Here is a 24,437-nt window from a genome sequence, read left to right as displayed (position 1 = left end):
ATTTAAATTAGGTGATTAATGGTTGCTCAGCAATTCAAAAAAATCTCTCAGTCAAAGTACTGTGAGATTTTTTGCTGTTATTCGAGTAAAAGAACCTGTAAAGCTGACTGAATAGTAATTAAATATACATAGTATACTTATCACCTTTTTCATAGTTAACGTTACTTGCCATTATCATATGAGAAATAGCTTTATCGATAAGTATTTGTAGAATTTTGCTGAATTTTCAGATATAAATAAGATTGATTAATCATTTTAGGAAATTTAATATTATAATGTAGACAGACAATATATTCATACCTATGACAGAATACGTGAATATCTTTTAAAAATAATTTATATCCAGAGGAGGAAATATGAGTAACCAAAATGTTTTGCAGGCATTTTTGAAGGAAAAAGGTGTTCATTGCCCGTATCAAATTTGGTTATCAAGTCCTGAAACTTCAGATTCTATTTTAATTGAGGGCGGGGAACATTTAGGTGTTTTCAAGCCAGTGCATATAGACTTAATGGATTTTATATCTACTCAGGAAGTTAAGGAACGTAAAACATATCTTTATTTCAAATATCCTAATCAATACATAGTATCCGTCTGCTTATCTGAATCAACTAAGTTTGACGATAAAGAAATGGATTTAATGTATTATTTTCTTTATCCGATATACAGTGAGTATGCTTTACATGCAAACCGATATAAAATCGATAAAATCATAGAGAGTATCTGTCAGACTACTTCTTTGTTAGATATTGAAGAAATATTTTCTGCAATATTAAAAAATACGATGGAAGTTATTCCAACCGCTGACTTAGGTACTTTGTGGTTATATGACCGGCAATTAGATCGTATAGTTTGTAAGACTTCAGTTGGCCATGTTATGGACGGACTTTGGAAAATGAAATATAGAATAGGAGAAGGATCTATTGGACAAATGTTCATGAATGGAACTCCGGAGCTCGTGAAGGATACTTCTAAGCTTTTATTAAAGATGGCTACTGTTTCTCCAGAAAATAATCAATATTGGGATTCTACCTATGACTTTCCCCGTCATGTCAAATCGTTAATTTCAGCTCCAATAGCTGTTGATGGCGAAATTGAGTGTGCTATGATCCTTGGCCAGGTTAAATCAAGTAAGAGTCTAACAGAACAAGATTTACACTTGATGCAAGGCTTTTCTTCTCAAATTGGTGTAGCACTTAAAAATGCAAAGTTATTCACCGATATCAAAAATCAAAATCAACTTCTGCTCAAAAGAGACGATATCCATTCCACACTAACAAATCTATCCCTGCAGAATAAGGGGGCAAAAAAGGTAATTCGTGAGCTAAACAGAATAATAGGGAAAAAATTAATATTTGTAGACCTAATCGAAAATAGCTGCATACCTGAAAGAAAAAAACTGCCCTATTCTTATACGTACCAAAAACTTTATCGTACGATTACAAACATGGAAGATGGTTTGCCATACAAAATTATTACATCTGAGCAAGAGTCCCATTGTCTATATCCAATCCGTACAGAAAATTTAATTCTTGGCTGTCTTATTATCGAGATAAAGGAACCCTTAAGTCAGCTAGACCATATCGCATTAGAACAGGGATATTCTGTCCTTGCACTTGAACTGGTTAAGAAAAAGAATTTAGTCGAGTTTTATTACAAAAATCGTCGAGAGTTATATTATGAATTGCTGCAGAGCAAAGATTCCACTACTTTATTATCTAAGGCAACTGAATTAGGAATTAAGGAGCAGGAGGAGTTTTTTTCAGTAATCCTTCAGTATATAGGAAATCAGGACGAGGAAGTGCTAGACACCTATATACACCGTTTAGTGGCTCAGTTAAAAAAAGAATTATCCTTTTATATTCAAACCATTTTCGGTGACCATAATAAAGCAATCGTTCTCTTCTGCCTTCCCGATTCCAAATCATACCCTTATATTCTGCAGATTTTAGAACAAACCATTGTGATGTGGAATGAGGAGGAAAAGGGCAGATTACTCTGCGGAGGAATCAGTTCAACATATAGCGATTTATCCCTGATTGGTAAATCTCATAATGAGGCGGAGATGGCTCTCTCATATCTTGTTTCAAAGGAAGTTCCTGATATAATAGAGTACTCGAAAATTGGACTGAACAGGTTATTTATCAATCAAGACAAAGAAGAAATTAACCGTTTTCTGCAGGAGGTATTTGAACCCTTACAGACACCTCATCATGCAGCCAGCAAACTCGAAGAAACATTGATTACTTACTTTGAATTGAATCGATCTGCATCACAAACGGCTACTAAATTGTTTATCCATATCAATACACTTTACCAAAGATTAAAGAAGATTGAAGATTGTCTCAGTATATCATTTGAAGACGCAGAGGACATTTTACGCCTTCAACTAGCCTGTTATCTTAAGAAATCACTGAACCAAGCTTCTTAGCCTCAAATTACGACATATTTTCCACCATTATTATTGATGTTTAAAATAAAAACCTCATATATTCATTTACGAGAAGGCAATGCCTTCTCTTTGTTTATATAACTTTCTTCCACATTACCTCCTTCTCCAGCAAAAACTAGTATATAATCTTCAATTCATTACAAAGAAATTATGTAAAAACCTACATTGTATTCAAAAATCTGTATTACTAAAATACAAATTATAGTTGTTATGTTTGTGAGGAGCTTGATGATTGCCGAAGGAGGATAATGAAATGGATTTTTCTTTTACAAAAAAAGAGGAAGAATACCGTCGAACATTAAGGATATGGTTAGAGGAAAATCTACCTGAGGGTTGGATCGAAGGTAAACGAGATTTGCCAGAAAACGAAGAAGAACAAGCTCAATTTTTGAGGGACTGGCAGAAGAAAATGAATGATGGCGGATGGGTTGCCATCGCTTGGCCAGAAAAATATGGCGGTCAAAGTGCCTCGGTTATTGAAGAGATCATCTATCATCAGGAAATGGTTAGAGCAGGAGCTCCACATCTTATTAATTATATTGGAATCCATATGGTTGGGCCGACATTAATGGATATTGGAACGGAAGAGCAAAGAGAGAAATTTATCCCCAAAATACTTAATGCTGAAGAAGTATGGTGTCAGGGTTATTCTGAACCAAATGCCGGGTCTGATTTATCTGCATTGAAAACGAGTGCTGTAAAACAGGGCGACAAATGGATTATCAATGGACAAAAAGTTTGGACGAGTTATGGGCATTTGGCAGACCGTTGTTTTCTACTTGCGAGAACCTCCAATTTAGAAAAGAAGCATAAAGGAATCACGGTATTTCTAGTAGATATGAAACAACCAGGTGTTGAAGTACGTCCCATTATTCAAATGAATGGAAAGCATGATTTTAATGAGGTCTATTTCAATGACGCTGTTGCCTATGATGAAGAAATTGTTGGCGAAATTGATGAGGGCTGGAAGGTAATGATTAATTTAATGCTCCATGAACGAACTGGAATTGGCGCACAAATATTCACTCTGGAGAAGCAATTTTCTGATTTAGTGTTGTTAACGAATGAACTGAAGGAAAATGGCCAGCCGCTCATAAAAGACCCATTTACACGACAAAAAATGGTTGAGCTCTATACTCGTTGTCGAGGTGTACTTTTAACGTATTATCGCAATATTACTACCTCTATGAAAAGAGGCTATCCTGGTGCAGAAAGCTCGATGGATAAATTAATGAGCAGCGAATTAACAAAGGATTTGTTTGAGTTTGCTGTATCCATTCAGGGTCATGAGGGTGTTTTATGGAAAGAAGATGCACTGGCCAATCCTTTTTGGCAGTTAGAATATTTATCTTCCTTTGGAGTTACGATTGGCGGAGGTACAAGCGAAGTACAGAGAAATACGATTGGTGAAAGATTATTGGGATTGCCTAAGGATTTACGTTAATGAAACGGAGGTGCAATAAAAATGGATTTTTCTTTAAGTGAAGAACAGGAAATGTTTCGAGGATCGGTCCGAAAATATTTAGATGGCGCAGGGCAAACAAAGATTGCTCGGGAGATGGCGAAAAATAATATGAAGCTACTCACCAAGACATGGAAGGGTCTAGCACAATTGGGCTGTATGGGAATCACCGTGAAAGAAGAATATGGAGGCGCAGAATTAACTACAGTTGATCAAGTTCCTGTACTCGAAGAATTAGGACGTGCATTATTACCAGGATTGTATTTAGAAACCGTCGCATTTGCAGCACCGATGATTGAAAAGTTTGGTACAGCCGAACAAAAAGAAAAATACTTACCAGGAATTGCAGACGGTTCAAGAACCATTTCACTTGCATGGTTAGAGCCAGGAAAGAGTTTTAACCTGAATGATATTCAAATGACAGCAAAATATGATGAAGACACGATGATTCTTAACGGGTCTAAAACATTAGTTCCTGAAGGCAATCTGGCAGATACATATCTTGTGCTAGTTCGCTCTGAATCAGAAACGGATGGAAAAGGTATTTCTTTTGTCCTTGTAGATAGAAATGATGATGGTGTAGATTATCGAGTACTTCAATCAATAGATGAAACTCGTCATCTGACAGAAGTTAACTTTAAAAATGTAATCGTTTCCAATTCTCGAATTCTAGGTGAATTGAATAGAGGTGAGGACGCCATTGAGGAAGGACTTTTATATCTGAACGCCGCCCTTGCTTCAATGATGGTTGGAGGCATGGATAAAATCGTAGAAATGTGTGCCGAATATGCAAAAATCCGTGTTCAATTTGGCCAGCCAATCGGACGTTTTCAAGCGATAAAGCATCGAATTGCAGATATGAAACTGGATTTGGAGACGGCAAGATCGTTAAGTTACTACGCTGTTTGGGCTTTGGATGAAAAGGCAGAAGATGCAGCAGTGGCAGTTAATAGTGCTCGGGCATTTATTACAGAAGCGTATCTTCGTTTAGCGGGACATGGGATTCAGATTCATGGAGGCATAGGAGTAACAGAGGAAATTGACTGTCATCTGTATTTAAAAAGAGCTCAATACTATCAAACATATCTGGGAAATTCAAGATTATATAGAGAAAAGGCAGCTACAGCTCTTAATTGGTAGATTTTCAGCCTAAACCATCTTTAAAAACAGGAAGGGATGAGTAAGTATGCCTGTAATCCATGAACTAAAAGAATATAAAAATATTATCAACGGTAACGCAGTTCCGTCAACAACCGGTGAATTTATTGAAAGTATAAATCCCTCTACAGGTATTGCTTGGGCTAGGATACCGAGAAGCACGATAGAAGACGTAGAATATACAATTCAAGCTGCCCGCGGTGCATTTCCTAATTGGGCTGAACTTCCACCATTACAACGTGCTGAATTATTAAGGCAAATCGGCGATCGACTGACTGATCATGCTGAAGAATTAGCAACTCTGGAAACAAAGGACAATGGATGGGTCATAAGCAACACAAGCTATACGCTTATCACTTCATTAAAACAAATTTGGTATGATGCAGCCGGGCTTTGTAATTATGCAAGCAGAGGCGATACCATTCCAAAGGGACCAACAACGTTTGGTTATACGTATCGTGAACCTCTGGGAGTGGTAGTAGGGATAACACCATGGAATGCCCCTCTATTTACATTCACCATGAAAGCCGCCTATGCTTTGGCAGCAGGCAATACAGTTATTATTAAACCTTCTGAGCATGCGTCAGTTTCTTCCTTACGCTACGGAGAAATTTTGGCATCCATCTTACCTCCAGGTGTCATAAATGTCTTATCTGGATATGGAACCGAAATCGGTGATGCTTTAGTAAGCAATAAGGAAATAAATAAAATCAGTCTTACTGGCTCTAAAGCTACTGCAAGCGCAATTACCAGGGCAACTGTAAATAATCCTAAACCATTTATCTTTGAATTAGGCGGTAAATCTCCAAATATTATTTTTGAGGATGCAGACCTAGATAAAGTAATGGAAAGATTATTGCCTTATTCCATTTTTACCGGCAACGCAGGACAAATATGTGTGGCTGGATCCAGGATATTAATTCAGAAGTCCATTTTTGAAGAAGTTGTAAAAGGATTCAAGCAGGCTATGGAATCCGTGAAGCTTGGAAATACGTTAGATATGCAGACAACGATGGGCCCAATCGGTAATCTATCACAATATAAAAAAGTGACTTCCTATATAGAGCTTGGAGAAAAAGAAGGAGAAATTATTGCAGGTGGGAAATCTGGCGGTAATGTCTTATTACATGGAGATCAGGAGTTAGAAAACGGATATTGGGTAGAGCCAACACTAATAAAGGTGGATAACCACCGTCATCGTGTATGCCAGGAAGAAATCTTTGGGCCCGTAGCAGTGGTCATACCATTTGAAACAGAAGAAGAAGCTATAGCCATTGCTAATGATACGGATTTTGGTTTGGCAGCAGGAATCTGGACGACTGATCTTGCCCGTGCAAAACGATTAATAAGCAAGATAGATGCAGGAAATGTATGGGTGAATACGTATTCTCAGGTTGGCATTGATTTACCCTTTGGAGGATTTAAAGACAGTGGTTTTGGAACAGATTCGTTTATAGAATACACCAGGGAAAAAGCATGTGTAATAGAAATTGGATAAAATATATCCCGCTAAGAAGACATCTATTAAGTTATGCTTACCTATTCTAATACCAATTGGAGTTGATAAAAATGTTTAATTGGTCAGATGAACGAATTTTTGATCCAGATATGCCAAGGACTATTGATTATCCTAATTTGCCGGTAGGAGCGATTTTAAAAGGAAGCGCCAGCCGTTTTGGGAACCGAACCGCTTTTATTTATCGTGATACTCATATTAGCTATGAACAGGTTTACCGTGATTCTCTTATGTTTGCTTATTCATTAAAAAAGCTTGGCGTAGAAAAAGGTACAGTCATTTCAGTTCATTTACCAACGTGCCCTCAATATATTGTTGCTTATTATGGAATTGTTTTATCCGGTGCTATATATTCACCAATTAATCCTTATTTTCCAAAAGATGATGTCTGCTTTCAGCTTCAGGATTCGGATACTGAAATTATTATTACTCATGAATCAACAGTGGATGATATACAAAGTCTGCAAGCAAACTTAAATTTAAAGAAGGTAATTGTGACCGGAGACCAGGAAATGTTTTCATATGACAACCCAGTGTATGTAAAGAATTACGGAGAGGGTTGGTATAGCTTAGCAGATTTGATTGTTTCAGGTATAGATGAGGAATTTGATCCAGGTATTGATCCAAAAAATGATCTTGTCCATATTGCGTATACGGGTGGAACAACAGGTAGACCTAAAGGTGTTATGATTACACATTCTAATTTGATTAGCAGTTTTCTGCAGACGGCAGCCTGGACGGCTGGATTATTGCCAAGAATTACAGACAATAATGGACTTGAAGTTGTACGAGTGGAGAAAGATATTGACAAATACCTAGCTAAATATCCGTGTTTGACAGAGGAAGCCATTTCACTCAGTCCTTCACCTTTGTTTCATATTTCCGGTGTTTATTCTTGTATGGCATATCCAATGTTAGTAGGATACACTGTCGTTCTCATTGATCGTTTTAAACCGACTACATTTCTTGAATATATTGAAAAATATCAAGTGACACATGTGAGCGGTTCTCCAGCTATGTGGAATGGCTTATTCGGTCATCCAGACATACATAATTATGATTTTTCATCTGTAAAGAATGCCGGATCCGGTTCCGCCCCATTAGTACAAGAGGAAATGAAACTATTAGCAAAAACATTCCCAAATGCCAAGATTGGAGAAGGCTATGGACAAACAGAAGCGACAGCAACGATCACGAATACTGTTATGTTGTGGTCTGGATTGCAAAAGATTGGAACAGTTGGACATCCACTTTTTGATACAGAAGTGAAAATCATCCCTGCAGATGGCAGCAGCGACGAACCATTACCTGTAGGATCCACAGGTGAAATATGTGCAAAAGGTCCACAAATTATGAAGGGATATTATAATAAGCCCATCGAAACAGATGAAGCGCTTAGAGATGGCTGGCTCCATACAGGAGATATCGGAATGCTGGACGAAGATGGATTCATCACCATCGTTGACCGCAAAAAAGATATGTTGATTTATAAAGGTTATAACGTCTATCCAAGCAGGCTTGAGGATGCGCTATTTAAGCATCCTGCGGTAAGCAACGCCACCGTAATCGGCAAACCTTCAGCAGGTGTGGGAGAAATCCCAAAGGCATTTGTTATTCTCAAGCCGGGAGCAACAGCAACTGTTGAAGAACTTATCGATTTTGTTAATCAGGAAGTCGTTCACTATGCAAAAATACGAGAATTGGAGATTGTTGAAGTATTTCCTGTATCACCAGCAGGTAAAATTCTTAAACGAATACTGCGTGAGAAGGAATTAAAGACAATAAATAGCCCACTATAAAATAAATCATTTTATTATTTGAGAAGATTTATAAGACTACTTTATAGATTGAATCATTCTATAGAGTAGTTATTCATTTGTTAGATAAATATAAACTTTTATCATTCAACTACAGTACAATGTGGTTTGACCATGTAACGCTATCTACTATTGTAGTGTAGAACATTACAAGACTTTGTGGATATTTATGTTGAAACCCACATTGATGCTACATGTATATTATCTTAAAATTTGCATAAACAACCGTCATTTTTACAAATAAAGCCTATTAATGGGAGGCAAAGCTATGGAGCTTGATAAAAGTATAATTGGTTTAGAAGGAAGCACTTTTTCAGTTGAGGTAGAAAAGCGACATATTCGTCAATTTGCAGATGCTATAGGAGATTCTAATCCTTTATATACTGACGAAGAATACGCTAAAAACACATTTTATGAGGGCATTATTGCTCCTCCAACCTTTTTAATTGCCTTAGGCAGTGAAGGAAATCATCTTCCTCTAAAACTAGACGAAAAGCGGATGCTTCACGGAGAGCAGGAGTTTATCTATTATCGTTCAATTCGGCTTGGAGATCGACTCATTTGTAAAAGTAAGGTAGCGGATTTATACGAAAAAGACGGAAATAGCGGTAAGATGCAATTTCTTGTTCTTGATACAGAATTCAAGGACGAAAGCGGAGAAATGGTAGCAATTAACCGTATGAATATCATTTATCGAGCTGCTTTATGAAAAGATAGGGGGTCAATTGGATGGAGATACAATATCAAGATTTAAGAGCGGGACAAGCGCTTCCTGTCTTAAAAAAACCGCCCATTACAAAGGTTCAATTAGTCAAATATGCAGGTGCATCCGGCGATTTCAACCCGCTACATACTGACGATGAGTTTGCGCAAAAGATTGGCATGAATGGTGTGATTGCTCACGGAATGCTAATTATGGGCTTTTTAGGCCAATACATTATGGAGCTTGCAGGCACCACAGCTGAAATTAAACAGTTTAAGATGCGATTTGGGGCGATGACAATTCCAGGTGACTTAATAACATGTTCCTCAACTGTAGAAAAAATCTATGAGGAAGATGGCCTGAGAATGGCAGATTTGAATTTAATAGCTGAAAAGGAATCCGGATCAGTTGTTGGTTCTGGTAAAGCCACTTTAAAATTTCGTTAACTTGTACAGGAAAAGGAGGCATTAATGTGGGGGATATAAGCAATCGCTATGCCATTGTAGGAATTGGAGAGAGTGAACGGTCAAGAAAATCAGGAACCACACCACTCCATATGGCTTTAGTAGCTGCACGGAATGCATTGCAGGATGCTGGGCTTGAAGCTAAAGAAATTGATGGAGTTATGAGCTATAGTACCGGTGATTCCTGCTCTTCACACCAGCTGGCAACTTATTTGGGGATACGCCCCAGTTATGTTAATGACGTCATGGGTGGCGGAAGCTCGACTGAAATGTTAATTGCAGATGCAGTTGGATTAATAGAAGCAGGCTTAGTAAAAACCGTATTAATTTGGAGATCTATGAATGGTGCTTCCGGAAAAAAGGTCGGACGAGGATATGATCCTGACATGATCCAGGAAGCAATTGATGGAGGAAGCTTCATTATTCCGTATGGTTCCGCAAGTCCATCTCAGTGGTTTGGAATGTTTGCTACAAGGCATATGTATGAAACAGGGATTACACGTGAACATCTGGGCCATGTTTGTGTAGATTTTTATGAACATGCCCAACGAAACCCTAAAGCATTCCTAAACGGACATCCATTAACAATGGAGGAATATATGGAAACGCCATACATTAGCTATCCATTTACTAAACACGATTGCTGTGTTGAATTGGATGAAGCGAATGCGATCATTGTTACGTCAGCTGAAAGGGCTAAAGATTGTAAGTCCAAACCAGTTTATATTATGGGAATTTCAGCAAGAGAATGTCATCCACATGCCCACTATTGGTCCGATTTGACTCAGGTAGCATCAGATTATGTCGCTCCACAATTATATAAATCAGCTGGTGTACAGCCATCAGATATTCAAGTAGCCTCCATATATGACTGCTTTAGCTGGGTTGTGCTTCGTCAGCTCGAAGCCTTTGGGTTTGCTCCACGTGGAGAAGTGGGGGATTTCGTTGCTGCAGGAAACTTGAGGATAGGAGGAAGCCTTCCTACCAATACAGCAGGGGGAATGCTTTCAGAAGGCTATACTCATGGAATGAATAATGTACTTGAGATCGTTAGGCAAATTCGTCACGAGTACAAAGGAACTGATCGTCAAGTTGAGAATTGTGAAATCGGAATCTGTACAGGTTGGGCGGGTCCAGATATAGCCGGTGCTATGATTCTTAGAAATTAGGAGGGATATAAAATGGCCTATCAAAAACCCATTCCACTAAAAAACCAGGATAACAAGCCTTACTGGGATTCGGCAGATAAACATGAACTTTCCATCCAGAAATGTGATTCCTGTCATAAATATCAACATCCTCCTGGTCCAGCCTGCTCAAAATGCGGCAGTCCTAAACTGAGTTGGGACTCATTCGGTAACGAAGTCTACGGAACTATTTATTCCTATATCATTTCCTATCGACCATTTCTGCCTGGTTTCCAGGACGATCTGCCGACTGTTATTGCTCAGGTCGAACTAGAAGGACTGCCTGAAATTAAAATAACAGGTAATGTTTTAAACTGTAATCCTGACGAAGTAAAGATTGGCATGGACGTCCAAATGTTTTGGCAGGATATCAACGAGGAACGAGCTCTTCCTCAGTGGAAATTGAGGTAAATAATAAATTGTTAGACTGAAACCATGATTCTTTGGCAGCAAAGAGTTATGGTTTTTGTGTTTCTTACTATAATAAAATTATTGTTTAAATCTGGGATATATTAGTAGCTAAACAGTGACATTCTAATCAAGTATTTAGTTCTAAGGTATCTTTTGTTGGCAATTTGAACACAATTCTATAAAGTATAATATAAGGATATAAAAAAACAGCAAAAGGAAGAACTCTTTGTTATTTTTAAACAAAAGTCATCAGTCCCTTTTATAGTTGAAAAAGATTAAGTTAAATAGTAAGTCGAACTTCTAAATGGGAGGGGAAAGATGAAAATTTATGTGGATGCAGATGCTTGTCCAGTGAAAGATATTATTATTTCTGAAGCAAGCGATTTTGAAATACAGGTTATCCTTGTTACAAGCTTTTCTCATTTTTCTAATGCAGAACAGCCATCAGGAGTGAAAACCATTTATGTTGATTCTGGAGCAGATGCTGCAGATTTTCGAATTGTGAAGTTAGTGGAAAAAGGAGATATTATCGTTACGCAAGATTATGGTCTTGCATCACTAGGTTTAGCAAAAGGAATTATCGTCCTCCACCATAAAGGTTTTAGATATACAAATGAAAATATTGACCAATTATTACAAACACGTTATTTAAGTGCAATGGCTAGAAAAGGTGGACAGCGAACAAAAGGACCAAAGCCTTTTACAGCTGAAGACCGGGAGCAATTTAGGAATCTTTTTAAACAGGTTATTTCTGTTAAAAATTAGGCTAAACTCAGAGATTTAAAAAGGAGATAAATATTTTGAAGTATTCAAAATCGCAAATGCAACAACTAATTAAGGGAAATAAAGAACTGCATACACGCTTTAAAGAGTTAAAGGCTGAGCATGGTCTTGAAAAAAACAATGCCATCAAGGCCTTGTACCATTCAGAAGTTGCGGATGGAGGAAAGTATCAGGCAGCTTACCAAGCACTTGATCAGCTCAAAAAGTAGATCCTTATATCTTATTTACACTTAAAAAATGCTGAAGATATAAGTGGATTAAGTTAGTAACCAAAATATGAAAGTAGGTTGCTGGGTAATACAAGGTATAGAACTATCGTGTCCTGGGGTTTTTGCTAATAAACATAATCACCGTTGGGAGGATGTAATTATTCGTGTCAAAATCCCATTACTAAAAGAAGCTCGTAATCTACAGCAAAGCTTGGGGAAATTAGTTGTTGACTGTTATTCCGAAGATAATGCATATGAGTTAGACGACATTATAATACGCCCTAAGCAAATATCAAATCCAGAAGACTTAGAAATTCAATCACACATGGCAACGTTCTCAAATATTCGTAAGGAAATTATTCAAAGTATACGAATGGCTAAACATTCAATTAATTGGACACCTACAGCTAATCAGAATAAAGAACATTTGACCGTATCAGTAGATAGACAATTAGCTGAACAGTATACGGAGAATTTCAAAGAAATATTTCGTACATCTAATACCTAAAAAGCTTAAATGCTTAACAGGTATACTGGCAAAAATGGAAATTAATCATGGAAAATCCAGTTTTCCAGGGAGAATATTTAACAAGCTATACATCAGGAAATTCATTAAATGAATTATTCTCAGTTAATAAAAAAAGAGATTTACACATTTTTTATTCCTAGCTGAAACAGATCCTACTTTGGATCTTGTTTATCTTATAAATCGTTTTCTCCACACGGACAATAAGAAGAAAGGGTGATTTGTATATGTCATTAAGGAATATATCTATATGTCATTAGTCACATACCTAGGGGAAACCTCTAATCATTGTGTATTTTTTCTAGTTTACATAATATATATTATAGGAAGTTGTGAAAACTAATTAAACAAGCGTCTCATTAATCAAGATTACTTTAGCAATTGAGACAAAACAGAAAAATTTTCAACTATGGATTTCGGTTATTTATTTAATTTAATTATATAGTTTTATTTTTTCATTAAGTTAATCTGTATAATCCCTGGTTGTTTTTATTAATTTGATCTTGAACAGATTCTCTATAGAATTTTATTTTTACTTTTGTAAATGAATTATGAAGCTTATAAATGTTTAACTTGTACGTAGATTTAGGGTTAAATTAATTGATTGGTTTTTATAGTCTTGCTGCCAAATTTACTTCTGGCTTTCTACTTTAGTTTACATAATGTTATTATGGCAACTTTACTTCTCATTTATTTATTAACTCTATAAATTAGTAGCAATCGATAAAAATAATTTTGTTAAGACTTATTCCAGGTACGGATTCGTCGCTTCATTAAATTGTATCGTTTATAACAATGCTGATAAAAAAAGATTCATGTTTTTATGGAATCTGCAGTGTCAATCCCCATTCATCTTCTCTATTTCACAATAAAAAAACTGCCCATAAAGTATGATTCACAACTTTAAAAGACAGATTAATCTAGTGTTATAAAACTATATTTTCTTAAATTATAAATACAAATAACATGTGGTCAATTCATCATAGATTTATATACACCATCTAAACGGATTAACATCACTTCAATTTTATGTTCATCATTTAAATTGGCTTGCCCAGTCACGATTTGATCTTTTGAACTTTCAGAACCTCCTTTTTGGAGCTGTATTTCTACTGAGAAATCATACACGCTATCTTTTTCATCTACCTTTTCGTAGTCAATGTTTTTAATTTGCAATTGGTAATCATTTTTTATTGGTTCTATCATGACTGTTGAACCGTAGCGATTAACGAATTCCGTATATGATGTTTCATTTGCAAAATAATCTTTAAATAGCTTTTCTTCATATTGCCGTAAAGTTGCAAGTTTCTCTTCGCTTTCTTGATCCACTATTTGTTTTAATTCATCACTTGGACCTGTAAGACTATTCTGTAATACAGCTTCAACGGTCTGAATATTTTCATCTTGTGTTTTCGCTTTCTTTTCTTCGGTACAACCCACTAACATTAATAGAAGTAAAGTAAATAAAACAGTTGCAAATTCATCACTCAGTCGTTTTTTCACATAAACCTCCCCCTTTTGGCAAACTTCCTATATCTGATTATATCTTTAAATGTATTTATTTACCATTTTAATATGGGTGTTTCCTGTTTTCTGCCAGGTTTGATCAAGCATCAAATCAGTGTAAGAGGAACTGCTTTATGCAGAAAGGTATCGGTACGTGTTTTAACAACACCGCAAAAATCTATGGGGTGTTGTTAAGTTGTATGCGTATTTTTGATGTTGATGTGTAAATTCAATAAAACATTAATGATAGATGAAGTTTCCCTAATTAATCCGTTATTTATTTTTTTCTACCCGTTCACCGAACCCGGTGATCTCTTTCTATGTCTCTTAACAATAAAAGACGGCCACTCACAAATGCTCTGTATTAATCCGATTCTTTTCATAAGGCTGTTCTGGTGGTACTTCATATTCTAATTCAATATCAAATGAGGAATCCTGTAACGTGGGGTCTATTGAATTCACTTCTTCCTTTTCTTTTCCTACTATTTCTGCTTTACTATTTTTCTTATTCATATATGTACCTCCTATATATTATGTACATATAGGTTTACCAGGTAACACTTTATGTATGCTTGTTTATAGCATGTCCTTTAATCTCCCGCTTCTCTTTACATAATCACTTATAATTAAATAAGTTAAAAATTTGCAGTATTCGGATCTATCTTCGATGTAGCTTTTTATTTTAGTTCTCTCTTATTCAAAGGACATATTCTCTTCTCTACCAAAATAACCTATAGTAAACAGGTTAATTTGGAGGGATCATATGAATAATACTCTTATCACTGCTGATATGATTACGAGATTTAATGAGCTCAACAAGAAGAAAAAAGAGATTGAAATGGAAATGGAAAAACTGAAAGAGGTTTTTCATACGTATTTTGATCATCATGTAGGTGCAAATAATAAAGGTGAATTAATCGACAATGGTATAAAGCTTCAAAGGCAGATACGCAAATATGAAAAATACAGTACTGTACCAACTGTATATAAATTAGAAGAACTAAATATGAATGAATTAATTAAAACAGTGAAAATCCCAGATGAAGAAAAGATGAATGCTGCTATTAAGCTTGGCTTCCTTAAGGAAGAGGATTTTGAAAGCTGCAAGCTAATCACTTACTCCAAGGCTATTTCAGTGAAAGAAGTATAACGGTCAGATATTAAGAAAAATGTGCGTTAGAAAGGTTAACAAGATTAAAGACAGATCTATATGAATCCTCTACACTTATAATAAACTATGTTAATAAGGTGGAAGGATGATACAGTATGAGAATAGAGAATGAAAGGCAACTGGCTGAAATGATTATCCAACTGGATTTATTGCGTGATCAGCTCTATGAAGAGTTACAGAATAATTTTGGATCAAGAGGCCAGGAGTTTCTACGTACTGTGCAAAATAGCCCATTACAGCATGATATATCCATGCATTATACAGTTGAGGATAGACGCGGTATCTCCCTTGCTTTATTGGAGATTATGTTCATTACTGCGAAACAAAAAAAGCAGATAGGATAAAACATAATTATTACTAAGACAATCCGTTATAGATCATAGATGTATTCATATGATAAGGGCATAGAAAATCCGCTATGCCCTTTTTGTTTATGATAAAATTTGCTGTTGCAGCCGCTCCAATTCTTCCTCGATTTTAACTAGTTCAATTCGTTCAAATAAAGGTTTTACATGTGATAAATGTTTAAGCTATGAGTAAATTTCGCAGTATTTTAGATATATCGCAATAGAAGCTAGGTTTGTCTTTCTTACTTTAATTAATCTACAAACGATTTATTAAGTATCGTTTTTTGATTAATCATCAGGAAGTTCCAGAAGAGGCAGTATACTGATGAAAATTAAAGGAATGAAGTGGAATTTCTATGAGGGGAACCGTACACACATTAATTCAATACAAGAGAGAACAATTAAACGGGGTCAAAGAAATTGTTAAAGTAACAATCACCATTTGTTCATTAAAAACAACAATACATAAAGTCCTGGAGGAAACAGAGCACGCTTTTGTTTGTGAGGGTGTGCGTTTCCCGATATCCAAAACAATGTAGGGGTCATTAAGTCATCAACGATTTAAAATTTACCCAAAGATGTATCAAGAATAGAAAAACTCTATCACGAGGTTGAATTGGGGCAGCACCAAGGGGAATTGGAGAAGTTGCAAAGACATATGGAAGAACACCGAGCAGCTTTACAAAAATGCGTTAATTTATAAAAGTAAAAGAATAAAACCACACCATCTGAGATGTGGTTTTTTAATAGTATACTTCGTGATTATATTCCCTTTCCTCTCTCCAATTCGCGTCCTGTAGCTTCTTCAATAATGTCCAAAAATTCATTTTCGATATCCTTGAATTCTACTCCTGGTGAAAGAGAACATCTGATGATTGTGGTTGCGTCATCAGATTCAAAAAAATTAGATTTGTTCTCTTTCTGTGGAAATATGCCAAACACTCTCTTAATGGCTGGATTCGCATACTTCGTTTTACGGGTGGTGTTGTAGTAAAACGACCTCACATTTGAATAATTGACGAGTTGAGAATACACCTTATAGCCTTGGTTATTATCGCGACTACGAGTGTAAACGCCTAGAGTGCCCAGTTTGTCATAAGATCTATATTTGAAATCCGCTAAGACGCTCCCTTTAAACACTCCTTGGTCATAAATATCCATCCTAAAGTCCGGTCTGTTGCTCTTTTCCACAGTGATTAGTGGGTTATCGAATGTATCGGCTTTTTCGGGTGGTTTAGAAATAAACGAATCGTACCAAACATTCAATACGAGGTCCTCAGGATTTCTGAGAGTTATTTTCGTGTTTGGGTCTAAGAATGGATAAATCGAATCGTCATTATGATCAAATATCCAACCCGAGATTTCATTGAAATTTAAATATTTGTTGTTCTTAAGCATTAATAACAGTTTAATAAATCCCCAAATTTCATATAACTTTGATGTTTCTTTCCAATAGTAAATGTAGTGTTTGAAAGGGTTGATCGTAAACGTACTCCCTTTGTTTAATTGCAAATACAAAGAATATATGGTTCGATAATAGGGAAATCGCGTTAATTTCTCTTGATTATTCATATGTGCATCGACATTTTCAAACCAATTTTCCTCCAAAGCCAAAATAACATTGGCTTTTAGCTTCTTAAATTGTTCCAATCGTTCCTTTTCAATCACTAATTTTTTATCGATTATATCAGTGGGAGATTTATATCTTTTTTGCAATGCCAAGTCATTTTTTAAAGACACAATTTTCTTCTTCACATATTTTTCTACCAAGAAAATGCTGTCTAAAAATTCTTCTAACATCTTCTTTAAATTGCTGTTTATCGAAAGATTGTAGTCAATTATATAATCGTAGCTAGGAACCTTGTGGGTGGAAGTGTGTCTGCTCTGCTTTAATTGGGTCGTTTTCAGGTCGCTCCGCGTTGGCTGTCCTAACGATTTATACATATATTTTTTGGTTATTTTAAATCTAGGCTCTCGTAATATTAAATTGATGTTGTTAATCAAAGCCACTGAGTTTGAAATTAAGAAGTCGTATTTGCGGGTTATAGATTCATTGGTTGAATCATTTTCAAACCCAGCAAAATTTCGTCTAACTGCTGTTTCCTTAGCGAGGTCCACTAAGGTTCCTTCGATTTCTCCCCTCATTAAATTTAGTTGTTCTACGTGGATCCTTGAAGGGGTCACTTTCAAGAAAGCATAATACTCTTCATCGTGAACAGTGACTACCATTCTGTACACACCAGGTAAAAGACAGCTGAAATTAAGGTTATCCGTATTGAAATCAGATTCAAAATTTAAGTAGAGACCTCTGATTTCTTGCGAAGGATGAAAAAACACGGTTTCAGAATCTCTAAATGACTTTTCGGGCAACATATCCATTATTTCGATCCATAACTTAGCGTCCGGTTGGTTGCATTCAAATTTAACCCTTAAATCGCACAGTTCGGTGCAGGAGTAACTATACTCTTCAAGATTTTTTAAAGCTTCTTCTAAATCAGTTGAAAAACTAACAACCAAGTCTCCTACAGTGTTCTTATTCGAAAAAAAGAGCAAGTTAAATGGTATGCCCATACTCATCTAGCTCCTTAGCTAAATTGACTAGTTTTCTTTTTGCTGAATCAAAATCAGAAATACTTCGGTTGTTGTTTAACAATTTATAAAGATGCCCTTCTTCGTATTTTTCGTTTTGAATTTTACCAATCAGCGCTCCGAGTTGCTTTTGGGAACCCCTTAATTTCGGAAAAATTCTTTGTGTTAGTTGCAAATCGAATGCTTTGCTTCTAGGAAATTGCGGAGAGTTAGGAATATTCGCTATATACTCTTCAATTTGGTTAACAATCCTATATCCTACGCCAATTTGGTCTGTTGCTTCCTGCATTAAGCGGTTGATTTCCCACAAGATATCAATCTCTTCTGCAGTCAATACACTGTATTTATGGTTTTTCTGCATACTTTTTAGCTTAATGAAGGTTCTTAAAGGTTCCTCAGTCTCAACTTCCCCTTTAGGTGACTCTTTCTTTTCGTTAAGGGCAGTTGCAAGTTTTTCCCGTACATCTTTGTATGGGCATAGTCCAAGTGAAATCGTATTGGCTCTATCAAGCACCTTATCTGAAAATTGGAATGAAGATTCGTCGATGTTAACCGTACCCGCAAACAAAAGATTTTCACTAAGTTTAATTTCAGACGGATATACGTTTTGGTTATAAACACGCCCGTTTAAGTTACTGCTATATAAATTAATGTGTCTATCATCAGGCTCTCTCTCTAATACGGATAGGAACTGGGAAAAATAATGCTCCACCTTTGCTAAGTTCATTTCATCTAAACAAACGATGTAACATTCATCAGGGTTGTTGTTTGCCTCGATGATGAAATCAACTAACCCTGACTCCCCAGGTCTATATATGCCTTGAGAGCTGTCTAGGTATCCTAATAAATCCGTATCGTCCTGCCAAAATGGTCTTACAGGAACGAATAGCAACTTACTTTTATTGACGTTTGAATAATCGCTGCCCTTGCTGGCAAATTTATTAAGAGCTTCGTGATAGCACTGTACGATACGTGATTTCCCTGTTCCGCTCAACCCAGCTAAGATCACAAGGCTTTTGTTCTTCATAGCCGTATGGAAGTTATACAAATCTAAAGGTGTATAAAGTAGGTTTTTTGACAATGCAACCTCTTCGAACACTTTCAAAAATTCTAGTTCATTAATATCCTCGATTTTTGATTTGGCTTTTTGAGGACTTACTTTGCGTCCTTTTGTTATCAAGGATTCTCTAATCTCATTATCCTTTTCGCCTGTAACAAACATTACTTTGCCTTTAGATAAGTAATACTCTCCTAGTTCCTTTAAACTGATTTCTCTATAATATGTATTCTCTTTATTCGTGATAAATTTAAATTGATATTCCTCCGAATACTCAATCCCTTCAATAGGACCGAACGCATATAACCTATCAAGTTTTGGCTCCGAAAATGGTTCCTTAACAAGGCTAGATTTGTACTCACCTATCAAAACAAACGAAGGGTAGTCCTCGGATTCTTTAGATAGTGAAAAGTACGATTGGACGTATTCGTTGTTCGTTAACTTTTGGATAACATCTACTGTTTTTTTACCTGAATTAGTTCGAATAAAAGGGATTGGAAAATACGTATGATCGTTGTTTGATTCCCTTCTAACAACCTCTAAGTCGTATGCGTTATAAAAGGTTTGGTCATTTTCTTTATACTTAGCCTTAATTTTGAACATTAGATAATGTACATTTAAAAAATCGGTCAATTCCTTATATCTTTCTTCAGGTGTTAAGTCCTTATCGTCGGTAAACCCTAAGTTTTCTAACTCCCCTGAAAAACTGGTTACTCGCTTAGTTATATCATCTGTTATATTTTCTGGTGGATTAGAAATCACTTTGATTGGAAAGCGTATGATTGAATTCTCTTTCGTTAATAAGAAATGGTCCGTGTCCTGTAGTTTGCCAAGGAATTTTGTTTCAAACCATTTGGTTTCGGTCATAATAACCCTCCATTCTTCCAATGTACTGGTCAAAATTCTCTAGAGAGTCAATAAACAGTGCATTTCCTATTTCTCCAAAGTATTTAAAGATTTTTGAAGCAATTAATTTCGCTTCTTCTTTTTTGTTTAGGGTAAAAGAAAGCACGACTAACTTATGATAATTTTTATAGTCCTCTATCTCATCGATGCCTCCACTCGCATATTCATAATTTAAAAAATCTAAAGTCGTCACTTTAGAATCTATACATTTTCTATAAGAGTCATTTCCGTAAAACAAGAGCTTCAGTTTGCCTAGTTCTTCGTTTTCTATCTCGAACTGCCTCAATTCCTCTCTTAATTTCGTAAGTACATTCTCTAATCTTTGGTTTTCTTTTTTGGCTAATTTTAAATCTTTTTTTAAACCTTTGTTTTCGTGTTCTTGTGTTAAAACAGCTTTTCTTCTCTTCATCGCTATATCTTGTAATCTTTTATTCTCTTCTTCTAGTTTGGTGATAATGGATCGAAGATTTTTGACTAGTGATTCTTCTTCGTTAGTCTTCTCTTCTGTTTTTTTGAATGCTATGTTGTCATTTTGTGAATCTCCTAGATACTTTTCTAATAAGCTAACCTTATCCCCGAAAATCAACGCGAAAGCAACTTCTCCGATACTAGTATTCTCGATCTTTTCTGTTAGCATTTTTTCATCAATGGTAGATGTTAAAGCCCAAGAATAATCTCTATTTTTTTCTTTTGTATATGTCTCAGCGGCTTTTTTTAATAAAGTTATCAATTTTTCTTCAGATACTTCAGTAAGTATCCTTTTCATTGTCTTTGTCTTGGTAGGGCTTGATGGGCCGTTAATACGAAAGCCCTTAACGCGCAATTTGTTAATTCTGAATATGTCTTCTAGTTGTTTGCTATCAAGCTTATCTATTATCTTTAAAAAAAGCTCATACATCGCCATCCTCCTAACTCTGCCGCTTACTTAAATTATACTAGAAAAGTTATTTTTAATAAATTCGATATTAACAAACTATTCAGATACCTTATTATGCGGAGGTTTCAAATTCAGAGAAAGTGGTTTCATAAATATATAGAGTAGTTGCAAAGACATATAGAAGAACACCGAGCTGCCTTGCAAAAGTGTTATAGTTTATCAGGAGTGTAAAAACAAAAAAACCATCATCTTAGTAATGAAGGTTTTTAAAATGAGATTTAACTTGGATATTGAGCAATAGTCAACTTAATTACTGTCTTGTTTCAGTTGTGGCTGTTGATAATGATTTCACCGTTATCTATTTGAATGAAAAAGTCATTAAGATTTTCAATAATGAACTTTTCTTCTTAAGTTATTGGTTTTTCAGGCAACTTTGGTTCAGATGTAGGAAAATCATCTGTTACATCTTGCCACTCTACCTGAACATATGCTTCGTTCATTACAGGGATGCTTGCTCCGGTAACTCGACCTTCGTTGATACATATAGAGTTTTCATTATCTACCCTTCTATGAAGTTCTCCTGAATCATCACAAGCAATTTTCACACCATATACTTATTCATAAGCAGCAATTAACGAGATCCGCGCTATCAATGCGTCCCTTGCGTCTTTGTACCATTTGCCGTTTATAATCATACTGTTGCCAATTGGGTCGCCTAAAGAAATTTGATATACTCGCTTCATTTCTCTCTTCTGTTAATTCATATTCTAATATTAACAGAGTGTCCAAAGTTCAGCGGTTATATACTTCGTATAGCTGAATATATTCTTATGTTTGCGATTAACAAAACACGCATTAAAAGGTTTGTTCTAAGAGTAGTCTCTCACTTCATATACAAATACCTAGTAGTCTTTGATTTAAAAATGATGACAAATACTCCCGAATTTTGTTTATATGGAATACCATTTATTTATCTGAGTTCCTAAAACGAAAATGAGCATTTAATTGACCCTTAATCATTTCATCCCGAATTTTTCTGCGTTGCATATCGTTTCTAATTTCTGCTGTTTGTACACCTTCTTCCATTTTTTCTGCAATCTTCATTAAGGTCTCTACATCTTGAAATGAGTATTTGCGAATTCCTTTAATTGATCTTTCGGGAAAAATCAATCCGCGTTCCTCGTAATAACGAATTTTCCGTTGGGAGATCCCTGTTAGTTCGCTGACAATGCCTATAGATATAACCTTCTTATCCTTATATGATGACATAGCTCCCTCCCCCCCTAAATAAGGCTATATGAATTGCTATATAGTTGATTATTACTTGTTTACAGTTAATCTCAAGGTGTTTGGGAGATGTTCTGACATATATTTTTTACAACTGCATAGATTATCAAGAATTTTTTGATGTTGATTAGTTGATTTTTGAATTTTCAGTATTTTTAATTCTATCTATGTGAGATAATATCAAGGTACATTTTACTATATTTAGGGGGATTGCAGGTGAGCCAGGAGACTTCATATAAAGATAAAAAAGTCATAACAATCGGTGTTGTCAAAGAATTAACTGGGTTATCGGAAAGGCAAATCCGTTATTACGAAGAACGTAAACTCATTTTTCCTGCTAGAAACAATGGCGGAAGTCGGAAATATTCTTTTACAGATATAGAATTATTAATGGATATAGCTGAAAAAATTGAAGACGGCATACAGACCTATGAGATCAGGCAAGAAATGCTTAGAGAAAAGAAAAAAGAAGATGCAGCTAAAACGCACAAAAAAATGATTCAAGGGCAATTAAATGCTCAATTTGGTGTTCAAAAATACAACTAGACCGGTTTATCTCCTTCTGCACATACACTTCCACTCATTTCCATAAAAACCACGTTAGGTTTCCTTACATGGTTGTAGAATTCCAATCCCTGATGATGCGACAATACAGACAGTAAAGGAAAACTTACTTAGGAAGGTGTGGAATTATGGATACGATTTTTTTAATGAATAGCCTTTGGGTGATGGTGGGAGCAGTGTTAGTCATCTTGATGATTGGTGGCTTTATCCTGCTAGAGACTGGATCCACTCGAATGAAAAATGCTGGACATATCGCAGGTAAAACGATTCTTACATTCGGAATTTCTTCTATTGTCTTTTGGGCAATAGGCTTTGGATTCATATTTGGGGATGGAGCTGGTTTAAGTAAATTCATTGGTTTATCTGACTTCTTTTACTCTGGGTATGATCTCGATGGTGTTGGTTTATCTGGAGCCGTATTCTTTTTATTCCAAACAGCCTTTGCCGGAATATCGATAACTATTGCTTTTGGGGGATTTGCAGAACGAGCGAAAATGGGTGTATATGTACTCTTCGCCGTTTTATTCTCTGCCCTTGTTTACCCTCCTATCGCTCACTGGATTTGGGGCGGTGGCTGGTTAGCTGATCATGGTAAACAAGATTTTGCCGGTTCCACTGTTGTTCACTTAACTGGTGCCATGGCAGCTTTGGCAGCTACGATCCATTTGAAACCGCGTATCGGTAAATTTAATAAAGATGGCTCAGCTAATAACTTATATGGACATAACCAAGTATACACAGCATTAAGTGTTTTATTGCTTTGGGTTGGATGGTTCGGTTTCAATGCCGGCAGTACGGTAGCAGTGGATGCAGGATTCTTTGGATTTGTTGCAGTTAATACGAATCTTGCCGCGGCTGCCGGAACGATAGCTGCGATGATTATTTCTTGGATTGTCATGGGGAAAGCAGATGTATCCATGATGTTAAATGGAGCATTAGCCGGTCTGGTTGCCATTACGGCATCCTGTGCATTCGTTGAAGCATGGGCATCCGTAGTCATTGGATTTGTTGCTGGAATCCTAGTATTTTATAGTATCCGTTTCTTTGAAGCTCGAAAAATTGATGATCCAATCTATGCTCTCTCCGTTCATGGAGCTGCTGGGATATGGGGCACCTTATCCACTGGCTTTTTTGCTACAAAAGAGCTGGCCACTGTCGGAAAAGCTGGTTTATTTTACGGCGGCGGCTTTAGCCAATTAGGTGTTCAAGCTTTGGGTGTCGTTGTATGCGGAGGATTTGCTTTTCTGGTATCCTATATTCTTTTGTTAGGTATGAAAAAAGTAATGGGCGGCCTTCGAGTTACGGAGGAAGAAGAAATTATGGGATTGGATATGAGTGAGCATGGCGCATATGGTTACCCTGAATTACTTAAAAATGAAACAACTGATAAATCTATCATGTAAATGGTATCCCCTGAACTGTGCTTAGTTCAGGGGATCATTTCCAT

At 36.0% G+C, this 24,437-nt stretch carries 24 protein-coding genes; 17 read left to right on the top strand and 7 right to left on the bottom strand.

The annotated features are described in order from the left end of the window. Positions 1-356 precede the first annotated feature (356 nt). The 12 genes from AC4BHA_RS00550 (at position 357) to AC4BHA_RS00495 (ending at position 12,668) form a co-directional block, all read left to right on the top strand. A complete protein-coding gene (locus tag AC4BHA_RS00550) occupies positions 357-2,429 on the top strand; it encodes a helix-turn-helix domain-containing protein (protein WP_490557953.1) in 2,073 nt (690 codons plus the stop codon). Positions 2,430-2,703: 274 nt separating this feature from the next. After that, positions 2,704-3,894: an acyl-CoA dehydrogenase family protein gene (locus AC4BHA_RS00545; protein WP_148629722.1), complete on the top strand. Its 1,191-nt coding sequence runs from the start codon at positions 2,704-2,706 to the stop codon at positions 3,892-3,894. A 21-nt stretch (positions 3,895-3,915) separates the two neighbouring features. Continuing rightward, on the top strand, positions 3,916-5,052 hold the full coding sequence (locus tag AC4BHA_RS00540; RefSeq protein WP_490557952.1) for an acyl-CoA dehydrogenase family protein: 1,137 nt from the start codon (positions 3,916-3,918) through the stop codon (positions 5,050-5,052). Between the two features lie 46 nt (positions 5,053-5,098). Next, positions 5,099-6,568 carry an aldehyde dehydrogenase family protein gene (locus AC4BHA_RS00535; RefSeq protein WP_490557951.1) on the top strand — a complete coding sequence of 490 codons (1,470 nt, stop codon included), beginning with the start codon at positions 5,099-5,101 and terminating at the stop codon, positions 6,566-6,568. A gap of 71 nt (positions 6,569-6,639) precedes the next feature. Beyond that, positions 6,640-8,385, top strand: a complete 1,746-nt coding sequence (locus AC4BHA_RS00530; RefSeq protein ID WP_490551615.1) for a class I adenylate-forming enzyme family protein — start codon at positions 6,640-6,642, stop codon at positions 8,383-8,385. Positions 8,386-8,671: 286 nt separating this feature from the next. Beyond that, the gene (locus AC4BHA_RS00525; protein ID WP_066103800.1) at positions 8,672-9,112 is read left to right on the top strand and encodes a MaoC family dehydratase N-terminal domain-containing protein; all 441 of its coding nucleotides are present in this window, start codon (positions 8,672-8,674) and stop codon (positions 9,110-9,112) included. Between the two features lie 20 nt (positions 9,113-9,132). Next, positions 9,133-9,552: a MaoC/PaaZ C-terminal domain-containing protein gene (locus AC4BHA_RS00520; RefSeq protein WP_066103802.1), complete on the top strand. Its 420-nt coding sequence runs from the start codon at positions 9,133-9,135 to the stop codon at positions 9,550-9,552. 26 nt (positions 9,553-9,578) lie between these two features. Next, a complete protein-coding gene (locus AC4BHA_RS00515; protein ID WP_490551618.1) occupies positions 9,579-10,739 on the top strand; it encodes a thiolase C-terminal domain-containing protein in 1,161 nt (386 codons plus the stop codon). 12 nt (positions 10,740-10,751) lie between these two features. Beyond that, positions 10,752-11,168 carry a Zn-ribbon domain-containing OB-fold protein gene (locus AC4BHA_RS00510; protein WP_066103806.1) on the top strand — a complete coding sequence of 139 codons (417 nt, stop codon included), beginning with the start codon at positions 10,752-10,754 and terminating at the stop codon, positions 11,166-11,168. Positions 11,169-11,486: 318 nt separating this feature from the next. Continuing rightward, positions 11,487-11,933, top strand: coding sequence for a YaiI/YqxD family protein (locus AC4BHA_RS00505; protein ID WP_066103808.1), 447 nt, complete (start codon positions 11,487-11,489; stop codon positions 11,931-11,933). Between the two features lie 35 nt (positions 11,934-11,968). After that, the gene (locus AC4BHA_RS00500; RefSeq protein WP_066103809.1) at positions 11,969-12,160 is read left to right on the top strand and encodes a hypothetical protein; all 192 of its coding nucleotides are present in this window, start codon (positions 11,969-11,971) and stop codon (positions 12,158-12,160) included. A gap of 67 nt (positions 12,161-12,227) precedes the next feature. Next, a complete protein-coding gene (locus AC4BHA_RS00495) occupies positions 12,228-12,668 on the top strand; it encodes a hypothetical protein (RefSeq protein ID WP_490557950.1) in 441 nt (146 codons plus the stop codon). 990 nt (positions 12,669-13,658) lie between these two features. Here the strand turns inward: AC4BHA_RS00495 and AC4BHA_RS00490 are convergent. Then, the gene (locus AC4BHA_RS00490; RefSeq protein ID WP_490557949.1) at positions 13,659-14,189 is read right to left on the bottom strand and encodes a hypothetical protein; all 531 of its coding nucleotides are present in this window, start codon (positions 14,187-14,189) and stop codon (positions 13,659-13,661) included. Positions 14,190-14,540: 351 nt separating this feature from the next. Then, positions 14,541-14,705, bottom strand: a complete 165-nt coding sequence (locus AC4BHA_RS00485) for a hypothetical protein (RefSeq protein WP_175354257.1) — start codon at positions 14,703-14,705, stop codon at positions 14,541-14,543. Positions 14,706-14,955: 250 nt separating this feature from the next. On the opposite strand from AC4BHA_RS00485, the gene AC4BHA_RS00480 reads away from it, so the two are divergent. The 3 genes from AC4BHA_RS00480 to AC4BHA_RS00470 all read left to right on the top strand — a co-directional run bounded on the left by AC4BHA_RS00480 (position 14,956) and on the right by AC4BHA_RS00470 (position 16,249). After that, positions 14,956-15,342 carry a hypothetical protein gene (locus AC4BHA_RS00480; RefSeq protein WP_139891935.1) on the top strand — a complete coding sequence of 129 codons (387 nt, stop codon included), beginning with the start codon at positions 14,956-14,958 and terminating at the stop codon, positions 15,340-15,342. 116 nt (positions 15,343-15,458) lie between these two features. Further along, a complete protein-coding gene (locus AC4BHA_RS00475; RefSeq protein WP_066103816.1) occupies positions 15,459-15,707 on the top strand; it encodes a hypothetical protein in 249 nt (82 codons plus the stop codon). A 359-nt stretch (positions 15,708-16,066) separates the two neighbouring features. Beyond that, a complete protein-coding gene (locus tag AC4BHA_RS00470) occupies positions 16,067-16,249 on the top strand; it encodes a hypothetical protein (protein WP_066103818.1) in 183 nt (60 codons plus the stop codon). A 223-nt stretch (positions 16,250-16,472) separates the two neighbouring features. On the opposite strand, the gene AC4BHA_RS00465 is transcribed toward AC4BHA_RS00470, so the two are convergent. From AC4BHA_RS00465 to AC4BHA_RS00445, 5 genes are all read right to left on the bottom strand, one after another. Beyond that, positions 16,473-18,281 carry a hypothetical protein gene (locus AC4BHA_RS00465; protein WP_490557948.1) on the bottom strand — a complete coding sequence of 603 codons (1,809 nt, stop codon included), beginning with the start codon at positions 18,279-18,281 and terminating at the stop codon, positions 16,473-16,475. After that, positions 18,265-20,223: an McrB family protein gene (locus tag AC4BHA_RS00460; protein WP_490557947.1), complete on the bottom strand. Its 1,959-nt coding sequence runs from the start codon at positions 20,221-20,223 to the stop codon at positions 18,265-18,267. The genes AC4BHA_RS00465 and AC4BHA_RS00460 overlap by 17 nt, the downstream gene beginning before the upstream one ends. Further along, a complete protein-coding gene (locus tag AC4BHA_RS00455) occupies positions 20,201-21,166 on the bottom strand; it encodes a hypothetical protein (protein WP_139891938.1) in 966 nt (321 codons plus the stop codon). The genes AC4BHA_RS00460 and AC4BHA_RS00455 overlap by 23 nt, the downstream gene beginning before the upstream one ends. 587 nt (positions 21,167-21,753) lie before the next feature. Continuing rightward, a complete protein-coding gene (locus AC4BHA_RS00450; protein WP_257469042.1) occupies positions 21,754-21,882 on the bottom strand; it encodes a hypothetical protein in 129 nt (42 codons plus the stop codon). A gap of 223 nt (positions 21,883-22,105) precedes the next feature. Beyond that, positions 22,106-22,408 carry a MerR family transcriptional regulator gene (locus tag AC4BHA_RS00445; RefSeq protein ID WP_066103826.1) on the bottom strand — a complete coding sequence of 101 codons (303 nt, stop codon included), beginning with the start codon at positions 22,406-22,408 and terminating at the stop codon, positions 22,106-22,108. 234 nt (positions 22,409-22,642) lie between these two features. Between AC4BHA_RS00445 and AC4BHA_RS00440 the strand changes: the two genes are divergently transcribed. Both AC4BHA_RS00440 and AC4BHA_RS00435 read left to right on the top strand, forming a co-directional pair. Further along, a complete protein-coding gene (locus AC4BHA_RS00440; RefSeq protein ID WP_066103828.1) occupies positions 22,643-22,972 on the top strand; it encodes a MerR family transcriptional regulator in 330 nt (109 codons plus the stop codon). Between the two features lie 146 nt (positions 22,973-23,118). Further along, positions 23,119-24,393 carry an ammonium transporter gene (locus AC4BHA_RS00435; RefSeq protein ID WP_490557946.1) on the top strand — a complete coding sequence of 425 codons (1,275 nt, stop codon included), beginning with the start codon at positions 23,119-23,121 and terminating at the stop codon, positions 24,391-24,393. Positions 24,394-24,437: the final 44 nt, after the last annotated feature.

It is taken from the genome of Pradoshia sp. Z3_51, from assembly GCF_058215915.1.
The sequence above is the reverse complement of the archived record's forward strand: the minus strand, read 5'-3'. Positions and strand labels throughout refer to the sequence as shown.